The organism is Burkholderia pulmonis (assembly GCF_984667975.1).
Map to the genome: position 1 here is coordinate 657,952 of NZ_OZ480186.1, position 17,868 is coordinate 675,819.

General features: G+C 66.5%; 19 protein-coding genes and 1 other RNA gene. 8 read left to right on the forward strand and 12 right to left on the reverse strand.

The features are described from left to right. Positions 1–512: 512 nt before the first annotated feature. A complete protein-coding gene (locus AC5LXK_RS03110; RefSeq protein ID WP_493390267.1) occupies positions 513–1,424 on the reverse strand; it encodes a class II glutamine amidotransferase in 912 nt (303 codons plus the stop codon). A 205-nt stretch (positions 1,425–1,629) separates the two neighbouring features. On the opposite strand from AC5LXK_RS03110, the gene pyrC reads away from it, so the two are divergent. Together pyrC and rnpB are read left to right on the forward strand one after the other, a co-directional pair. Further along, on the forward strand, positions 1,630–2,694 hold the full coding sequence (gene pyrC / locus AC5LXK_RS03115) for a dihydroorotase (RefSeq protein ID WP_011350953.1): 1,065 nt from the start codon (positions 1,630–1,632) through the stop codon (positions 2,692–2,694). A 110-nt stretch (positions 2,695–2,804) separates the two neighbouring features. Next, positions 2,805–3,216, forward strand: an RNA gene (gene rnpB, locus AC5LXK_RS03120) — RNase P RNA component class A. Positions 3,217–3,284: 68 nt separating this feature from the next. Here rnpB and AC5LXK_RS03125 read toward each other — a convergent pair. Next, positions 3,285–3,749, reverse strand: a complete 465-nt coding sequence (locus AC5LXK_RS03125) for an OsmC family protein (protein WP_493390268.1) — start codon at positions 3,747–3,749, stop codon at positions 3,285–3,287. A 410-nt stretch (positions 3,750–4,159) separates the two neighbouring features. Beyond that, on the reverse strand, positions 4,160–4,465 hold the full coding sequence (locus tag AC5LXK_RS03130) for a DUF1090 family protein (protein ID WP_493390269.1): 306 nt from the start codon (positions 4,463–4,465) through the stop codon (positions 4,160–4,162). A 311-nt stretch (positions 4,466–4,776) separates the two neighbouring features. Here AC5LXK_RS03130 and rplM point away from each other — a divergent pair, with 311 nt between their 5' ends. The 3 genes from rplM (at position 4,777) to erpA (ending at position 6,209) form a co-directional block, all read left to right on the forward strand. Continuing rightward, entirely contained in the window at positions 4,777–5,205 is a 429-nt protein-coding gene (rplM, locus tag AC5LXK_RS03135) for a 50S ribosomal protein L13 (RefSeq protein ID WP_041490553.1), read from the forward strand. A gap of 10 nt (positions 5,206–5,215) precedes the next feature. Next, on the forward strand, positions 5,216–5,608 hold the full coding sequence (rpsI, locus tag AC5LXK_RS03140; RefSeq protein ID WP_006476904.1) for a 30S ribosomal protein S9: 393 nt from the start codon (positions 5,216–5,218) through the stop codon (positions 5,606–5,608). A gap of 229 nt (positions 5,609–5,837) precedes the next feature. Further along, the gene (gene erpA / locus AC5LXK_RS03145) at positions 5,838–6,209 is read left to right on the forward strand and encodes an iron-sulfur cluster insertion protein ErpA (RefSeq protein ID WP_006759918.1); all 372 of its coding nucleotides are present in this window, start codon (positions 5,838–5,840) and stop codon (positions 6,207–6,209) included. A gap of 102 nt (positions 6,210–6,311) precedes the next feature. Here the strand turns inward: erpA and AC5LXK_RS03150 are convergent, their stop codons facing one another. After that, positions 6,312–7,460 (reverse strand): anhydro-N-acetylmuramic acid kinase, encoded by a 1,149-nt coding sequence (locus tag AC5LXK_RS03150; RefSeq protein WP_493390270.1) that lies wholly within the window; start codon positions 7,458–7,460, stop codon positions 6,312–6,314. A 142-nt stretch (positions 7,461–7,602) separates the two neighbouring features. Between AC5LXK_RS03150 and tyrS the strand changes: the two genes are divergently transcribed. Genes tyrS through AC5LXK_RS03165 form a run of 3 tightly spaced genes read left to right on the forward strand, consistent with a single transcriptional unit; the run spans position 7,603 to position 9,985 of the window. Continuing rightward, positions 7,603–8,844, forward strand: coding sequence for a tyrosine--tRNA ligase (gene tyrS, locus AC5LXK_RS03155; RefSeq protein ID WP_493390271.1), 1,242 nt, complete (start codon positions 7,603–7,605; stop codon positions 8,842–8,844). Further along, entirely contained in the window at positions 8,841–9,299 is a 459-nt protein-coding gene (gene dtd, locus AC5LXK_RS03160) for a D-aminoacyl-tRNA deacylase (RefSeq protein ID WP_059236116.1), read from the forward strand. The genes tyrS and dtd overlap by 4 nt, the downstream gene beginning before the upstream one ends. Positions 9,300–9,322: 23 nt before the next feature. Next, the gene (locus AC5LXK_RS03165; RefSeq protein ID WP_493390272.1) at positions 9,323–9,985 is read left to right on the forward strand and encodes a histidine phosphatase family protein; all 663 of its coding nucleotides are present in this window, start codon (positions 9,323–9,325) and stop codon (positions 9,983–9,985) included. 57 nt (positions 9,986–10,042) lie between these two features. Here AC5LXK_RS03165 and AC5LXK_RS03170 read toward each other — a convergent pair whose 3' ends face one another. The 8 genes from AC5LXK_RS03170 to dusB all read right to left on the reverse strand — a co-directional run bounded on the left by AC5LXK_RS03170 (position 10,043) and on the right by dusB (position 17,818). Then, a complete protein-coding gene (locus AC5LXK_RS03170) occupies positions 10,043–11,179 on the reverse strand; it encodes a ParB/Srx family N-terminal domain-containing protein (protein WP_493390273.1) in 1,137 nt (378 codons plus the stop codon). 148 nt (positions 11,180–11,327) lie between these two features. After that, positions 11,328–12,281, reverse strand: coding sequence for an oxygenase MpaB family protein (locus tag AC5LXK_RS03175; protein ID WP_493390274.1), 954 nt, complete (start codon positions 12,279–12,281; stop codon positions 11,328–11,330). Positions 12,282–12,305: 24 nt separating this feature from the next. Further along, a complete protein-coding gene (gene ruvB, locus AC5LXK_RS03180; protein ID WP_493390275.1) occupies positions 12,306–13,376 on the reverse strand; it encodes a Holliday junction branch migration DNA helicase RuvB in 1,071 nt (356 codons plus the stop codon). 108 nt (positions 13,377–13,484) lie between these two features. Beyond that, on the reverse strand, positions 13,485–14,066 hold the full coding sequence (gene ruvA / locus AC5LXK_RS03185; protein WP_014898064.1) for a Holliday junction branch migration protein RuvA: 582 nt from the start codon (positions 14,064–14,066) through the stop codon (positions 13,485–13,487). A gap of 150 nt (positions 14,067–14,216) precedes the next feature. Continuing rightward, on the reverse strand, positions 14,217–14,759 hold the full coding sequence (gene ruvC / locus AC5LXK_RS03190) for a crossover junction endodeoxyribonuclease RuvC (protein WP_493390276.1): 543 nt from the start codon (positions 14,757–14,759) through the stop codon (positions 14,217–14,219). Positions 14,760–14,910: 151 nt separating this feature from the next. After that, the gene (purH, locus tag AC5LXK_RS03195) at positions 14,911–16,476 is read right to left on the reverse strand and encodes a bifunctional phosphoribosylaminoimidazolecarboxamide formyltransferase/IMP cyclohydrolase (RefSeq protein ID WP_493390277.1); all 1,566 of its coding nucleotides are present in this window, start codon (positions 16,474–16,476) and stop codon (positions 14,911–14,913) included. 44 nt (positions 16,477–16,520) lie between these two features. Beyond that, entirely contained in the window at positions 16,521–16,754 is a 234-nt protein-coding gene (locus AC5LXK_RS03200) for a Fis family transcriptional regulator (protein WP_006476892.1), read from the reverse strand. Next, positions 16,751–17,818, reverse strand: coding sequence for a tRNA dihydrouridine synthase DusB (dusB, locus tag AC5LXK_RS03205; protein WP_011350967.1), 1,068 nt, complete (start codon positions 17,816–17,818; stop codon positions 16,751–16,753). The genes AC5LXK_RS03200 and dusB overlap by 4 nt, the downstream gene beginning before the upstream one ends. Positions 17,819–17,868 lie beyond the last annotated feature (50 nt).

Here is a 17,868-nt window from a genome sequence, read left to right on the forward strand (position 1 = left end):
GCTGCATGTCGAGCCAGTCGTGCTTCGTTACACCGAGGATGGGCGGAGTCTACTGATTCGAGCGGCTGCCGATTATCAAGAAACTTGAAACTGTAATGATGCCAACCGTAATGGGAGGTTTTTTTGATTTGTGTGGTTAATCGAACCGAAAGCTATGCTGGGGAAGGGTTTGGAAGATTCCGTGGAAATCCGGGCGGGCTGGCGGGGTAGGTGCGGTAGCGCACAATTCGGGCGGGGGTGATGCGATAAAATGCGGCCCCGGGATTTTCCGTTTCAAGCGGGCATTATTGTTTTTATTTTGCCGTCGATTTATTTTCGCTTGTAAATTAATAAAATCAAGAGAATGTTGCGCGACGTCGATCCGTTGCGCCGGGGTGCGGTCAAAATGAAGCCGTATTGGCCGACGCGGGGCGATTCCTGCCGGTGACGGGCACCGTCATGCGTCTCGCGCGAGGTTCGCGCAAGCGGGCATAAGCGGGCAGGAAGCCGGTGCGGCCGCTGCCGCGCCGGGCTCAGAAGTCGATCGTGTCGTCGGAATCGCCGTCGGCGGCGGTGGCGAGTGCCTCGCGGGCGTCGCGCGGCGCGGACGCCGACGCGTCGAGCGACGGATTGCGCAGCTTCTCGAGCACGCGCTCCGGCACCGGGATCTGCATCCGCGCGGCGACGTCGCCGCACTGGAACATGATCAGCTCGCCCGGCTCGAACGCGGTCCAGACTTCGTCGTCGGTGAGCGGCTGCGTCGCGATCACCGCGACGCGATCCTCGGGCGTTGTGTATTTCGCGAAGTCGATCGACAGGTCTTCGTCGACGAGATGCGCGGTCGAGAACGGCCAGCGACGCACGAGATAGTGCAGCCGCGTCGAGCAATGCGCGAAGAGCGCCTGCCCGTTTGACATCAGGAAATTGAATACACCGTGATCGGTGATGCCGCGCGTGAGTTCGCCGACGCGCTCGAACAGCTCGGGCAGCGGCGGCTGCGCGCCGGGGAACGCCTCGCGCAGCCCCTGCATCAGCACGCAGAAGGCCTGCTCGCTGTCGGTCGTGCCGACCGGGTGATAGACGCTGCCGTCCATGTCCGGCGCGTAGTCCTGCAGATCGCCGTTATGCGCGAAGATCCAGTGACGGCCCCACAGCTCGCGCATGAACGGGTGGCTGTTCTCGAGCAGGATGTGCCCTTGCGTCGCCTTGCGGATGTGCGCGATCGTGTTCTTGGACTTGATCGGGTAGCGCTTCACCATCTCGGCGATCGGCGACGTGGCCGAGGCCTGGTGATCGATGAACAGGCGGCAGGCCTTGTCCTCGAAGAAGGCGATGCCCCAGCCGTCGGCATGGTGATCGGTGATCCCGCCCCGGGCCGCGAAACCAGTGAAGGAGAATGTGACGTCCGTCGGTGCGGCGCAGTTCATTCCTAGGAGTTGGCACATTTTACTTGGGGCGGCAGGCTGAAGCGGGGGGTAACGAACCGGGCGAACCCCGGTACAATGCGGCTTCTAGCATATCACCGAGCCCTGAGCGGTAAAAAGCGGATTCCGCTGGCCAAAGGTCCCGTGTTGCGGTTTGCCGTCAGTCGGCCCGCGCACGCGCGTTCCGGCCCCGCCGATGGCAAGCCTGTTCCTCACGACGCCTCCTATGACTGCCTCGAACGCTTCCTCCCCGGCGACGCTCTCGCTCGCTCGTCCCGACGACTGGCACCTGCACCTGCGAGACGGCGACATGCTGGCCGCCGTGCTGCCGCACACCGCACGCCAGTTCGGCCGCGCGATCGTCATGCCGAACCTGAAGCCGCCCGTCACGACCACCGCGCAGGCGCAGGCTTACCGCGAGCGCATCCTGGCCGCGCTGCCGGCCGGGATGACGTTCGAGCCGCTGATGACGCTGTACCTGACCGACAACACGCCGCCCGACGAAATCCGCCGCGCGCGCGAAAGCGGCTTCGTGCACGGCGTGAAGCTGTATCCGGCCGGCGCGACGACGAACTCCGACCACGGCGTCACCGATCTCGCGAAATGCGCGAAGACGCTCGAGGCGATGCAGGAAACCGGGATGCCGCTGCTCGTGCACGGCGAGGTGACCGATGCGTCGATCGACCTGTTCGACCGCGAAAAGGTGTTCATCGACCGCGTAATGACGCCGCTGCGCCGCGATTTCCCGGGCCTGAAGGTCGTGTTCGAGCACATCACGACGAAGGACGCGGCCGACTACGTGCGCGACGCCGACGCGGCGCCCGGCCTGCTCGGCGCGACGATTACCGCGCATCACCTGCTGTACAACCGCAACGCGCTGTTCGTCGGCGGGATTCGCCCGCATTACTACTGCCTGCCGGTGCTGAAGCGCGAGACGCATCGCGTGGCGCTGGTCGAGGCCGCGACGTCGGGCAACCCGCGCTTCTTCCTCGGCACCGACAGCGCGCCGCATGCGCGCGACGCGAAGGAAACCGCGTGCGGCTGCGCGGGCTGCTACACGGCGCTGCACGCGCTCGAACTGTATGCGGAAGCGTTCGACACGGCCGGCGCGCTCGACAAGCTGGAGGGGTTCGCGAGTTTCTTCGGCGCCGATTTCTACGGGCTGCCGCGCAGCGCCGAGACGGTCACGCTGCGCCGCGAGGCGTGGGAGCTGCCGCGCGAGATCTTCGCGGGCGATACGCCGGTCGTGCCGCTGCGCGGCGGCGAGACGATCGGCTGGAAACTGGCGTGACCGCCGCGCCGCCGCGCGAACCCGGCCATGCGGCCGGTCGCGCGGCGGCGGATCCTGCGCGGATCGACGGGCCCACGCCGTGGCGCGCGCAATGCTAGAATGCGCGTCGCAAAGCAGGCTAGGCAGTCGCGGCCTCGCCGCCTTCGGGCGCGCGGGGGCGAGGAAAGTCCGGACTCCACAGGGCAGGGTGATGGCTAACGGCCATCCGTGGCGACACGCGGAACAGGGCAACAGAAAGCAAACCGCCGATGGCCCGGCGCAAGCCGGGATCAGGTAAGGGTGAAACGGTGCGGTAAGAGCGCACCGCGGCGACGGCGACGTTCGCCGGCACGGTAACCTCCACCCGGAGCAATTCCAAGTAGGCAGGCGCGCATTTTCGGATGCAGGACGGGGCCCCCGTCTCGTCTGCGGGTAGGAAGCTTGAGCGCGTCAGCAATGGCGCGCCTAGAGGAATGGCTGCCACACGTTGTGTGCTTCGGCGCGCAACGTGCACAGAATCCGGCTTATCGGCCTGCTTTGCCGTTCGAATGCGAAAGGGCCGGCGTCTCCTTGCGGAGCGCCGGCCCTTTTTTCATGCGCGTGCCGTGCGATCAGGCGGCGACGATGTCGAACGAATGCGTGAGTTCGGCCGTCTTCGCGATCATGATCGACGCGGAGCAGTACTTGTCGTGCGACAGGTTGATCGCCCGCTCGACCGTGGCGGGGTTCAGGTTGCGGCCGGTGACCGTGAAGTGGAAGTGCACGTTCGTGAACACCTTCGGATCTTCGCTGGCGCGCTCGGCCTTCAGCGTGACCGAGCAGCCGGTGACTTCCTGGCGGCTCTTCTTCAGGATCAGCACGACGTCATAGGCCGTGCAGCCGCCGGTGCCGAGCAGCACCATTTCCATCGGGCGCGGCGCGAGGTTGTGGCCGCCGCCTTCGGGCGCGCCATCCATCGTGACGAGATGCCCGCTGCCGGTCTCGGCGGAAAACGCCATGCCGTCCTGGCCCATCCAGCTTACTTTGCATTCCATGCTTGCACTCCAGCGTTGCCTGATTCGGATTCGATCCGGCATTGTAGCCCGCTGCGCAACGGTCGGCTGATGCGCTGCACGACGTGCAGCGCCAGCGCCGCGCGCACCGGGCGCCGGACGGCAATTTCCATGCGGATTTTAGGGGTTTTGCTCTAGATGAGAGGAATTTCGGGCCATGCTCATCCGGTTCATATGACTGATTTTAAAGAAGAAATTTGTTTTTATGACGCGCCGCTGTCTATTCCGCATTATGGTTTCAGATTTCGCAATGCAAATTTTCTTGTGTAGTCGGCGGCGCGTTCGTATAATGAGCCTCATTGGTTGTCGCGCTGCGGCAACCTCCGAATGTCTCCTCCACCCTCCTCCTAAGGTGGATTAAGCCCGAACCAGCCGTTCGGGCTTTTTTTCGTCCCATGCAAACATCGGCGCGCGGTTCGCGCGCGCCGGCACCGTCATGCGGGCTGCTGCGCGGCCGGCTGCGCTGTCGCGTCGGGCGCCGTGCCGCGGGGGCGTGCGTCGGACGCCGGTACATGGGCGGCCGACGCGTGGCCGTGGCCGCGCGCGCAGAAGTGGCGGACGCGTTCGCGCACCGCGCGCAGGCGGGCGATGCGGTCTTCGGCATGGGCGGTCCGGGCTTCGGCAATGCGCGCGTCGATTGCGTCGAGCTTGGCTTCGCAGCCTGCGTGGGCGGCGACGGCGGGCGCTGCGGCGGCCAGCAGCGCGGCCGCGAGGAAGGGCGTAAGTCGTTGTTTCATCATGCTTGTTTGTTGTTTTCCGTGTTCGGCCGGTCTGGCACGGCAAGGTCGTGTGCCGCGCGTCGATGGGTGCCGCCCCGGGCGCTCGGTTCGCCTGGCTGGATGGGGCACGACCGGATTTTGGCCCATTTCGGTCGCCGCGGGCACGGGGCGTGGATTCCCTTTGACCACGGGCCCGTATTTCCTTTATAATTCAGGGCTTTTCCGCATTCATGCCCACGGAAAAAGAACAGGGAGAGCCTGCACCGCGCCTTGAAGCGCACATAGACAAGCAGGACGAACACATCGGGCAAAGCATTTTTTTTGGATCGATCATGAAGACGTTTTCCGCAAAAGCCCATGAGGTGACGCGCGAATGGTACGTGATTGACGCGACGGATAAGGTTCTCGGCCGTGTTGCCAGCGAAGTGGCACGCCGTCTGCGCGGCAAGCACAAGCCTGAGTTCACTCCGCACGTCGACACCGGTGATTTCATCATCATCGTCAACGCGAGCAAGTTGAAGGTCACGGGCAACAAGACGCTGGACAAGAAGTACTACCGTCACTCGGGCTACCCGGGCGGTATCTATGAAACGACGTTCGGCAAGATGCAAGAGCGCTTCCCGGGCCGTGCGCTCGAGAAGGCGGTCAAGGGCATGCTGCCGAAGGGCCCGCTCGGCTACGCGATGATCAAGAAGCTGAAGGTCTACGCAGAAGCGACGCATCCGCACTCGGCTCAACAGCCGAAGGCGCTCGAGATCTAAGGGGACCCACATGATCGGTAACTGGAACTACGGTACGGGCCGCCGCAAGAGCGCAGTCGCACGTGTCTTCATCAAGGCTGGCAAGGGCGACATCATCGTCAACGGCAAGCCTATCGCTGACTACTTCTCGCGCGAAACGTCGCTGATGATCGTGCGTCAACCGCTGGAACTCACGAACCACGGCCAGACGTTCGACATCAAGGTCAACGTCAACGGCGGCGGCGAAACGGGTCAGGCAGGCGCAGTTCGCCACGGCATCACCCGTGCACTGATCGACTACGATGCGACGCTGAAGCCGTCGCTGTCGAGCGCAGGCTTCGTCACGCGCGATGCGCGTGAAGTCGAGCGTAAGAAGGTCGGTCTGCGCAAGGCACGCCGCGCAAAGCAGTTCTCGAAGCGTTAATTCCGCTTCATGGCCTCGCCGCCTTTGGGTGGCGTTTGCCGGAAAAACCGCCAGCTTTCACGCTGGCGGTTTTTTTATGTCCGCTTGTTTGCCTGCTCCCGGGCCGCTGCCGCTGCAGCCCGCGGGGGCGCCCTTGATGAAATCGACAAGAACCTATTGATTTCATGGACTTCAGCACGATCTTCTGATCGGCCCTACAATAGCGGCTAAAGCTTTTTGGAGAGTTCGAATGAACGCTGTTACCGAATCCGCAGCAACGACGACCGATATGCCGCTGCCGTTCGTCTTCACCGACGCCGCGGCCGACAAGGTCAAGCAACTGATCGACGAAGAGGGCAATCCCGACCTGAAGCTGCGCGTGTTCGTGCAGGGCGGCGGCTGCTCCGGCTTCCAGTATGGCTTCACGTTCGACGAGGAAGTCAACGAGGACGACACCGTGATGAACAAGAACGGCGTCCAGCTCCTGATCGACTCGATGAGCTACCAGTACCTGGTCGGCGCCGAGATCGACTACAAGGACGACCTCAACGGCGCCCAGTTCGTGATCAAGAACCCGAACGCGACCACCACCTGCGGGTGCGGTTCGTCGTTCTCGGTCTGAGCGCACGCCAGATCCGCGCCGGTTCACCGGAATGAAAAACGGGGCTACATGCCCCGTTTTTTTATGCCCGTTCGTCATGCGGCGCCCGCGGCGCGCATCGCATCAGCGCGGATAGAGCGCGCCGAGCACGCGGTTGCCGGCCGCGCCGGTGACCGTCGCGAGATTGCCGGGCTGGCGCGCGGTGAAGCGGTACGCGAGCCACGCGAAGGCGAGCGCCTCGACCTGCTGCGGCGGCACGCCGAGCGCAGCCGTCGTATCGACCGAGGCCGGCACGCCGGCTTCGGTCAGAGCTTGCCGGAGCGCATCGAGCAGTACCGGATTGCGTGCGCCGCCGCCGCATACGAAGACGGCCTTGCAGCGCGATGCATGCTTGGCGATCTCGCGCGCGACCGACACGGCGGTCAGCGCGGTGAGCGTCGCCTGCACGTCCTCCGGCGAAACCTGCGCGAATGCGGCGAGCTTTGCGTCGAGCCACGCGGGATGGAACAGGTCGCGGCCGGTGCTTTTCGGCGGCGGCGCGGCGAAATACGGCTCGTCGAGCAGTACGTCGAGCAGCGGCGCATGCACGCTGCCGCGCGCGGCGAACTTGCCGCCGTCGTCGTACGGCTTGCCCAGGTGGCGGGTCGCCCATGCGTCGATCAGTGCATTCGCGGGGCCGCAGTCGAAGCCGCGCACGTCGCCGCCTTCGCCCGGCAGGATCGTGATGTTGCTGATTCCGCCGAGATTGCAGACGACCCGCGTTTCGCCGGGGGCGCCGAACACCGTCGCATGGAACGCCGGTGCAAGAGGGGCGCCGTGGCCGCCGGCGGCCACATCGCGGCTGCGGAAATCGGCGATCACGTCGACCTGGGTCAGCTCGGCGAGCAGCGCCGGGTTGTTGAGCTGCCGCGTATAGCCGCGCTCGGGGCGATGGCGCACCGTCTGGCCGTGCACACCGATCGCGTGGATCTCGTCGCGCGACAGCCCGGCCGTGCGCTGCAATTCGTGGCAGCACACCGCATAGCGCGTGACGAGCGCATTCGCCGCGAGCGATTCCCGGTCGATCTCGTCGTCGCCAGGCTGCTGCAGCGCGAACAGCGCGTCGCGCAGCGATTGCGCGAAGCCGACGAACGCTTCGGCGAGCACGACCGGCGCCTTGCCGGCCTCGAAACGTACGGCGACGCCGTCGACGCCGTCCATGCTGGTTCCCGACATCAGCCCGAAGTAGATGCCGTCCGCCGGATGGGCGTTTTGCGGCTGTCGTTGCGGCACGTTGGGTTCTCCTGGATCGTGCGGCGCGGGCCGGTGCCGCGCGCCTTGCGCCCGATTATCCGCGCAACCTGACGCGCCGTTAAGCGACGCGCGCGCAAGTTATGGGAAAATCCCTGTTTTTGCGACATTCTTCCTGGCACCGATGAGCACCGAATCCAGTTCCAAGCCTGTTTTCCCGATCACCGACGAAGTCCGGCATGCGCTCGCCGTCACGAAGCGCGGCGTCGACGAGCTGCTGGTCGAGGAAGAGTTCGCGCAGAAGCTCGCGCGCAGCGCGGCCACGAACACGCCGCTCCGTATCAAGCTCGGCCTCGACCCGACCGCGCCGGACATCCACATCGGCCACACGGTCGTGCTGAACAAGATGCGTCAGCTGCAGGATCTCGGCCACACAGTGATCTTCCTGATCGGCGATTTCACGTCGCTGATCGGCGATCCGTCGGGCCGCAATGCGACGCGCCCGCCGCTCACGCGCGAGCAGATCGAATCGAACGCGAAGACCTACTTCGAGCAGGCCGCGCTCGTGCTCGACCGCGACAAGACCGAGATCCGCTACAACAGCGAATGGTCGATGCCGCTCGGCGCGGACGGGATGATCAAGCTCGCGTCGCGTTACACGGTCGCGCGGATCCTGGAGCGCGAAGATTTCACGAAGCGCTTCCAGGGCGGCGTGCCGATCTCGATCCACGAATTCCTGTACCCGCTGATGCAGGGCTACGATTCGGTCGCGCTGAACGCCGATCTCGAACTCGGCGGTACCGACCAGAAGTTCAACCTGCTGGTCGGCCGCGAACTGCAGAAGCAGTACGGTCAGGAACAGCAGTGCATCCTGACGATGCCGCTGCTCGAAGGTCTCGACGGTGTCGAGAAGATGTCGAAGTCGAAGGGCAACTACGTCGGCATCAGCGAGAAGCCGACCGACATGTTCGGCAAGCTGATGAGCATCTCGGACACGCTGATGTGGCGTTACTTCGAGTTGCTGTCGTTCCGCAGCCTCGACGAGATCGCCGGCTTCAAGCGCGAGGCCGAAGGCGGCCGCAACCCGCGCGACTTCAAGGTGCTGCTCGCGCAGGAAATCGTCGCGCGATTCCACTCGCAGCCGGACGCCGAGCGTGCGCTCGACGATTTCAACCACCGCGCGAAGGGCGGCGTGCCGGACGACATTCCGTCGGTCACGCTCACCGGCGCGCCGCTGGCGATCGGCCAGTTTCTGAAGCAGGCCGGCCTCGTGCCGTCGACGAGCGAAGCGCTGCGCAACATCGAGCAGGGCGGCGTGAAGATCGACGGCGCGACCGTGTCGGACAAGGGCCTGAAGGTCGAGGCCGGCGAGTTCGTCGTGCAGGTCGGCAAGCGCCGCTTCGCGCGCGTCACGCTGACCGCATGATCGCGCTGATCCAGCGCGTGAGGCGCGCCGACGTGCGCGTCGGCGACCGTACGACGGGCGAGATCGGCGCGGGCCTGCTCGCGCTGGTCTGCGCGGAGCGCGGCGACACCGAGGCCGCGGCCGACAAGCTGCTCGCGAAGCTGCTCGGCTATCGCGTGTTCAGCGATGCGGCCGGCAAGATGAACCTGCCGGTGTCGAACATCGACGGTGAGGGCCGCGCAGGCGGCCTGCTGCTCGTGTCGCAATTCACGCTCGCGGCCGATACCAACAGCGGGCTGCGTCCGAGCTTCACGCCGGCCGCGCCGCCCGACGAAGGCGCGCGGCTGTTCGACTATTTCGTCGCGGCCGCGCGGGCGCGCCATCCTGTCGTCGAGACGGGCGAGTTCGGCGCCGACATGCAGGTGTCGCTCGTCAACGACGGCCCCGTGACGTTCTGGCTGCAAGTGCGGCCCTGATTCTTTCCCGGAGACGTGCCGCGATGGCCACCACGCAGATTCTCTTCATCCGCCATGGCGAAACGGCCTGGAACCGCATCAAGCGCATCCAGGGGCATATCGACATTCCGCTGGCTGAAACCGGGCTCGCGCAGGCGAAGCGGCTGGCTGCACGGCTCGAGCGAGAGGCGCGCGAAGGCGCGCGGCTCGACGCGGTCTATTCGAGCGACCTGATGCGCGCGCAGCAGACCGCGCAGCCCTTTGCCGATGCGCTCGGCCTGCCGTTGCAGTTGCGCGAAGGGTTGCGCGAGCGCTCGTATGGCGCATTCCAGGGACACGACAGCACCGAGATCGAGGCGCTGTTTCCGGACGCGTACGCGGCCTGGCAAACGCGCGATCCGGGTTTCGCGCCGGAAGGCGGCGAGTCGCAGCGTGCGCTCTATCACCGTGTGCTGCATGCGCTCGAGCCGATCGTGGCGGCCCATCCCGGCGGCCGGATCGCCTGCGTCGCGCACGGCGGCGTGCTCGACTGCGTGTATCGCTTCGCGAACGGGATCGAGCTGTCGGCGCCGCGCAACTATCAGTTGCTCAACACCAGCATCAACGTTGTCGATTACGTGGATGGCCGCGCGCAGGTCGTGCAGTGGGCCGACGTGGCGCACCTGGAAGCCGCGAGCGACGACGACGGATACCGCAAGGTACTCTGATCCCTGTGCCCCGACCGTCCGGCATGGCCGGCCGGGGCTTCCGTCACTGCGCGAGCGTTATTGCGGCAGTCCGTGGCGCGTCTTGTAGTCGAGCGCGTACGCGATCTTGCCGGGCTTGTCGGCCGTGACCGGCTGGCGCAGCTTGTCGAATTCCCCCTTGTTGTATTTCTTCCCGCCGTTGATCGCATCGGCGCGCCCGAGATCGGCGCCCGTCTTGCCGTCGATCACGGGGTCCGTGGCCGCGACCATGCGCGTCGACGCATTCCACACGGCATTCAGATAACCCGTGTCGGCCTTGGCCGGATCGGGATCGGTCGTGCCGGCCCGTGTCAGGTCGTAGCTCGTCAGCGCGAACGTGCCGGGTTGCGCGCGCAGCCAGTCGGCCCAGTAGAACTCGAGATAGTCGGTTGCCTGCGCGGGCTTGCTGTAGCCGATGTCGCGCGTGAAATAGACGAGCGACCGGTAGCGGTCGTTCGTCATCCCGAGTTTCAGGCCGAGCCCGGTCGGCAGTTGCGCGGTCGTGATCGGCTTGCCTTCTCCGTTCTTCAGGCGCAGATAGCCGCGGCTCTGCATCTGCTGCCAGAACGCGTCGCCCGAGTAGTCGCTGAGGTTGTCCTTGACGACGACGTGCACGTGCAGCGCCGGGCCGCCGTCGGGCGTCTCGTAGTAGGTCGACAGGCCGTGGTGGCCGTCGGTCAGGTACAGCGCATCGCCATTCGGGCCGATCACGACGGGGTTCAGCACCGAGCGGTCGCGGGCGTTCGCGTCGGTGGTCGCGCACGTGTAGCTCGCGGGCTCGCGCAGCGACGACTTGGCCGTGTAGCCGCTCGACGCGACGCCGCCAAGGCCTTCGTCCGCGCAGAAGTCGTCGAATTTCTTGTCCGGCTGCAGTTCGTAGCGGCCGAGCTTGTAATAGATCTGGTCGTAGCCGATCGCACCCTGCGTCGGATGGAGATCGCCGAGTGTCACGTCGATCAGGTCGCCCGCGCGGGCGGCTTTCCACTTGCCAGCTTGCGGCGTGGTCGTGGCGGGCGGCGTGGTGGCCGGCGGGGTCGTGGTGCCGCCGGACGGCGTTTGCGCGTCCGTGCGCGCGACGGCGGCGACATCGTCGCCTCCGCAGGCCGAGAGGGCGAGGACGGTGGACAGGCTGGCGGCAAGGGCGAAACGGATCGGCAGGCGTGGCATCGCGGGCATCGGGTGTCGGTCGGGTGGGCGGGACGCCGCGCGGGAACAGGACGGGATGCACGAGACGTGCAGCACGTGCGGCCGCGCGCGGGTGCAAGCCCGTCAGCTTGTCACAGGTATTTGACAGTAAATTGAAATGATCGGAGGAAGCCGATCGTCAGGCCGGTGGTGTGCCGTCGGGAGAGGGGGCGGTCGCACGGCGGCGCGCACGTTTCGACGCGCCGTTGACGAGCGCCCAGCGCAACACGGGCGCGATGGCCCGCACGCCGGGCCGGACCACCGCGCGTCGCAACGGCGCGAACGTCGACACGCCGAGCATCCGTTGCGCCCACGGCGGCAGCAGGTCGATCCCCGCGTGCATGACCAGCGATGCGGCCGGCCGCAGCACGGGCTTCGCGACCGGGACATTCAGCAGGATGGACATCACGTCGAACGTACGCGACCCCGCTTCGAGTTCGGGCTGCATGCGCGCGAGATAGGCGGCCACCTCGGCGCGCGAACGGGGGACCTCATGTGCGCCGAGCAGTTCGGCGATCAAGGCCGTTTCGGCGTAATAGCGGTCTTGCTGGTCGGCGGGCAGCGCCGGGTTCACGTAACGCAGATAGGCGGCGAGGAAGCTCGACACTTCCGCGACATGCACCCAGGTGAGCAACGCCGGATCGTCGGCGCGGTATGGCCGGCCGTCGGGCGCGGCGCCCGAGATGCGCGCGTGGATCGTCTTCACGCGCTCGATCAGTGCGAGGGCATCGGCGCGGCTGCCGAATGTCGTCCCCGTGATGAACGTGGCGGTGCGCCGCAAGCGGCCGAAGATGTCGGTGCGAAACGACGAATGATCCCAGACACCCGCGAGCGCGAGCGGATGGAGCGCCTGCAGCAGCAGCGCGGCGATGCCGCCCGTCATCATCGACGTGAAGTCGGCATGGACGCGCCAGCAGACGGCGTCGGGGCCGAACAGCCCCGGGTCGCCGGGCGGTGACGAGAGGTCGATCGACGGGCCACCGCCGCCCACCGTCAGGTGCGTGATGCCCGCCACGAGCCGTTTGCGGATCGGCTCGGCCCAGCGCGGGCCCGGTGCGGGTGCGGCGGGGTGGCGGGCAGGTGGCGTTGTCATGGCGGGTGCGGCTCGGGCGGCGGGTTATTTCCCGTCGGGGGTATCCCACTCGTCGCGTTCGGTGCGGCGTGCGTCGGGCACGGAGAGCCCGAAGTGGCGATACGTGAGCAGCGTCGCGACGCGCCCGCGCGGCGTGCGTTGCAGGAAGCCCTGCTGGATCAGGTACGGTTCGAGCACGTCCTCGATCGTGTCGCGTTCCTCGCCAATTGCCGCCGCGAGGTTGTCGATGCCGACCGGGCCGCCGTCGAACTTGTACAGGATCGCTTCGAGCAGCTTGCGGTCCATCAGGTCGAAGCCGACCGGATCGACATCGAGCATCGCGAGCGCGGCATCGGCCACGGCCGCGGTGATCTGGCCGTCGGCCTTTACTTCCGCGAAGTCGCGCACGCGGCGCAGCAGCCGGTTCGCAATCCGCGGCGTGCCGCGCGCGCGCTTCGCGATTTCCAGCGCGCCGTTCGGATCGATCTGCGCGTTCAGCAGCGACGCCGAGCGCCGCACGATGCGCGACAGTTGTTCGGCGTCGTAGAACTCGAGGCGCGCGACGATCCCGAAACGGTCGCGCAGCGGGTTGGTGAGCATCCCCGCGCGGGTGGTCGCACCGACCAGCGTGAACGGCTGCAGGTCGAGCTTCACGCTGCGCGCGGCCGGGCCTTCGCCGATCATGATGTCGATCTGGTAATCCTCGAGTGCGGGATACAGGATTTCCTCGACGACCGGCGACAGCCGGTGGATCTCGTCGATGAACAGCACGTCGTTGGCTTCGAGGTTCGTCAGCAGTGCGGCGAGATCGCCCGCGCGCTCGAGCACGGGGCCCGACGTCTGGCGCAGGTTCACGCCCATCTCGCGCGCGATGATGTGCGCGAGCGTCGTCTTGCCGAGACCCGGCGGCCCGAACAGCAGCACGTGGTCGAGCGGCTCGGCGCGGCGCTTCGCGGCTTCGATGAAGATCTCGAGCTGGCCGCGCACCTTTTCCTGGCCGACATAGTCGTCGAGCTGGCGCGGCCGCAGCGCGCGTTCGAACACCTCCTCGTGCGACGAGGTGGGCGTGGCGGCGATGATCCGCTGCTCGGTGGCGAGTTTGTCGGTTTCAATCATGCGGCCATTGTACCGCGCGCCGACCTCCGGCCCACCTGGCCGAACGGCCGACTGGCGGGCGGCGTGCCGTCGCGCGACACTGGTTTCAACGGCCGGGCGGGCCGCGCGTTACACCTTCGACAGTGCCTTCAGCGCGAGCTTGATGCCTTCGGACACGCCGGTGCCGGCCGGCACGTTCTTGATTGCGGCCAGGCCTTCCTTCTCGGAGTAGCCGAGTGCGAGCAGCGCGTTGAGGATGTCGGTCGCGTGGTCGGACGGCGATGCGGCGCCGGCGAGCGCACCGAGATCGGCGCCGAGCTTGCCCTTCAGCTCGAGCAGCAGGCGTTCGGCCGTCTTCTTGCCGATGCCGGGCAGGCGCGTGAGGCGCGCGGCGTCCTGCATCGTCACGGCCTGCGCGAGCTCCTGCACGCTCATCCCGGACAGCACGGCGAGCGCCATGCGCGCGCCGATGCCGGTGATCTTCAGCAGCTCGCGGAAGGTCGTGCGCTCCTGCGGCGTCAGGAAGCCGTACAGCAGGTGCGCGTCCTCGCGGACGATCTGCTGCGTGAGCAGCACGACGCGCTCGCCCGTCTGCGGCAGGTTGTAGAAGGTGCTCATCGGCACGTCGATTTCGTAGCCGACGCCGTTGCAGTCGACGAGCAGGTGAGGCGGGTTCTTTTCGAGCAGGATGCCGGCGATGCGACCGATCATGGAGGGCGGGATGCGAGGGATAAAGCGCGAGTGTAGCGCACGCGCGGCGCAATGCCGATGGGCTCGGCCGCCAGGCCGAGGCGGCGCGTGTCGCGGGTGCGCCGCGCGCGGCCCAAAGGGGCGATCCGTGTACCGCCGGGCGGGCGTACGTCAGCCCACCAGCCGCCCGCGCCGCACGCGCAGCCCTTTCTTCGCGAGCGCCGGCGCAAGGCCGCCGAGCGTGCTGAGCGTGTCGCCGCCGTGCGCATGGCAGATCGCCATGCCGAGTGCGTCGGCCGCGTCCGAACCGGGCTGGCCGGACAGGTTGAGCAGGCGCGTGACCATTTCCTGCATCTGCGTCTTGGTCGCGCGGCCGTAGCCGACCACCGCCTGCTTGAGCTGCAGCGCCGTGTATTCGGCGACCGGCAACCCGCCCGCGACGAGGCCGCAGATCGCGGCGCCGCGCGCCTGGCCGAGCAGCAGCGTCGACTGCGGGTTCACGTTGACGAACACCTTTTCGATCGCGGCCTGGTCGGGCGCATGTTCGCGCACGATCGTCGAGACGCCCTGGAAGATCGTGCCGAGCCGGGTGGCCAGGTCGGCCGTCGGCGTGCGGATCACGCCGCTCGTGACATATGCAAGCTGGTGCCCGCTGACGTCGATGACGCCAAAGCCGGTGACGCGCAGGCCGGGGTCGATGCCGAGAATTCGCATGAGTGAGGAGGATTGCCTGATGCAGCGATACTACAACGAATGGTGCGACGAGCCGGCCGCACGGTTGCGTGCGACGGCGCCGCGCAATAAAAAACCCGGCGGGTGCAACGCCGCCGGGCTTTCGTGTTTCGGCCGCGCGGGCCGCATGCGATCAGTGGCGGAAGTGACGCACGCCCGTCAGGACCATCGCGATGCCGTGCTCGTCGGCTGCCGCGATCACTTCGTCGTCGCGCATCGAGCCGCCCGGCTGGATCACGCAGGTCGCACCGGCCGCCACGACGACGTCGAGGCCGTCGCGGAACGGGAAGAACGCATCCGACGCGACGGCCGAACCGGCCAGCGTCAGGCCCGCGTTCTGCGCCTTGATGCTCGCGATGCGAGCGGAATCGACGCGGCTCATCTGGCCGGCGCCGACGCCGAGCGTCATGCCGTTGCCGCAGAACACGATCGCGTTCGACTTCACGTACTTCGCGACTCGCCATGCGAACAGCAGGTCGTCCATTTCCTTCGCGGTCGGCTGGCGCTTCGTGACGACGCGCAGCTCGCTCGGCTGCACGTTCCGCGAGTCGAGCGACTGCACGAGCAGGCCGCCGCCCACGCGCTTCAGGTCGAATGCGTTGTGGCCGTCGCCGAGCGCGATTTCGAGCAGGCGCACGTTCTGTTTCGCGGCGAACACCTGCTTCGCGGCATCGGAGAACGACGGGGCGATCAGTACTTCGACGAACTGCTTCGCGACGGCCTGCGCAGCCGCTTCGTCGACTTCGCGGTTGAACGCGATGATGCCGCCGAAAGCGGAGGTCGGGTCGGTCTGGAATGCCTTCGCGTACGCGTCGGCCGAGTCGTTGCCGACCGCGACGCCGCACGGGTTCGCATGCTTGATGATCACGCAGGCCGGCACGTCGAACGTCTTCACGCATTCCCACGCGGCATCCGAATCCGCGATGTTGTTGTACGACAGTTCCTTGCCCTGCAGCTGGCGATAGTTCGCCAGCGCGCCGGCCGGCGTCGCGAGATCGCGGTAGAACGCCGCGCTCTGGTGCGGGTTCTCGCCGTAGCGCAGGTCCTGCACCTTGTCGAACGCCAGGTTCAGCGTCGCCGGGTACGCGCTGCGCGATGCGTGCTTCAGCTCGTCGGTCAGGCTCGTCAGGTAGTTCGTGATCGCGCCGTCGTATTGCGCGGTGTGCGCGAACACCTTCGTCGCGAGGCGGAAGTTGGTCGGGTAGCCGATCGCATTGCCGTTCGCCTTCATTTCATCGAGCACGACCGCGTAGTCGGCCGGATCGACGACGACCGTCACGTCGCGATGGTTCTTCGCGGCGGAGCGCAGCATCGTCGGGCCGCCGATGTCGATGTTCTCGATCGCGTCGGCGAGCGTGCAGTCGTCCTTCGCGATCGTTGCGACGAACGGGTACAGGTTCACGACGAGCAGGTCGATCGTCGGGATGCCGTGCTGTTCCAGCGCCTGCATGTGCTCGGGCAGGTCGCGGCGGGCGAGGATGCCGCCGTGCACCTTCGGGTGGAGCGTCTTCACGCGCCCATCGAGCATTTCCGGGAAGCCCGTGTAGTCGGCCACTTCGGTCACGGGCAGGCCCGCGTCGGCGAGGAGTTTCGCGGTGCCGCCCGTCGACAGCAGCTTGACGCCGAGGTCGGACAGCGACTTCGCGAAGTCGACGATGCCGGTCTTGTCGGAAACGGAAATGAGCGCTTGCTTGATCATGATGGAACCACCAATAGCCAGGGAAACGGGGACGGGACGGCCGACTACAGCAGGCCGTGCTGCTGCAGCTTCTTGCGCAGCGTATTGCGGTTGATGCCGAGGTACTCCGCGGCGAGCGACTGGTTGCCGCCGGCCTGTACGAGCACGACCTCGAGCATCGGCTTTTCGACGCAGGACATCACCATTTCATAGACGTCGTGCGGATTGGAGCCGTCTAGATCCCGGAAATACACGTCCAGGCTCTCGCGGACACATTGTTCGATGTTGTGCTTGCTCATGCTGCTAACTGGTTATGGTCGTCCGACTCGCCCTGGCCGTTTTCCTCTTCGTCATCGACGTAGACGAGGTGGTCCGACAGCGCCTTTTGCGCCTCGAAGAATGCATTGACGGCGGCGAGCTGCTCGCGGGAGGAATCGAGCGTGTTCATCCTGTGCCGGAACCCGTTGGCACCGGAAAGGCCGCGAGTGTACCAGCCGATGTGCTTGCGCGCAGTACGGACTCCCGTGAATTCACCGTAGAAAGCGTAGTGGTCTTCCAGGTGTTCGTTCATTACGTGCTGGATCTCGTCGATCAGCGGCGGGGGCAGCAGTTCGCCGGTTTGCAGGAAATGATCGATTTCACGGAACAGCCACGGCCGGCCTTGCGCGGCACGACCGATCATCAGCGCGTCGGCGCCGGTTGCATCGAGCACGGCCTTCGCTTTCGCGGGCGACGTGATGTCGCCGTTCGCGACGACCGGAATCCGCACGGCCGCCTTCACGGCCGCGATGGTGTCGTACTCGGCGTCGCCGCGGTACAGGTCGGCGCGCGTGCGGCCGTGCACGGTGAGCATCGAGATGCCGGCGGCTTCGGCGAGGCGCGCGACCGTGATCGCGTTCTTGTGCTCGCGGTCCCAGCCGGTGCGGATCTTCAGCGTGACGGGCACCGCATCGGGCCCCGTGCCGACCGCCGCGACGACGGCCTCGACGATCCGCTGCACGAGCGGCTCGTTCTGCAGCAGCGCGGAGCCGGCGGCGACGTTGCAGACCTTTTTCGCCGGACAGCCCATGTTGATGTCGATGATCTGCGCGCCGTTGTCGACGTTGTAGCGGGCCGCCTCGGCCATCATCGCCGGATCGGCGCCGGCGATCTGTACCGCGATCGGCTCGACTTCGCCTTCGTGGTTCGCGCGCCGCATCGTCTTCGCGCTTTTCCACAGCTGCGCGTTGGACGCGACCATCTCGGACACGGCGTACCCGGCCCCCAGCCGCTTGCACAGCTGGCGGAACGGACGATCCGTCACGCCGGCCATCGGGGCGACGAACAGGTTGTTACGCAATACGTGAGGGCCGATAACGGGCATCGCAATGGCACCGCCCGCGACCGGCGCGGGCAGGGGAAGGGAAGGCGGAA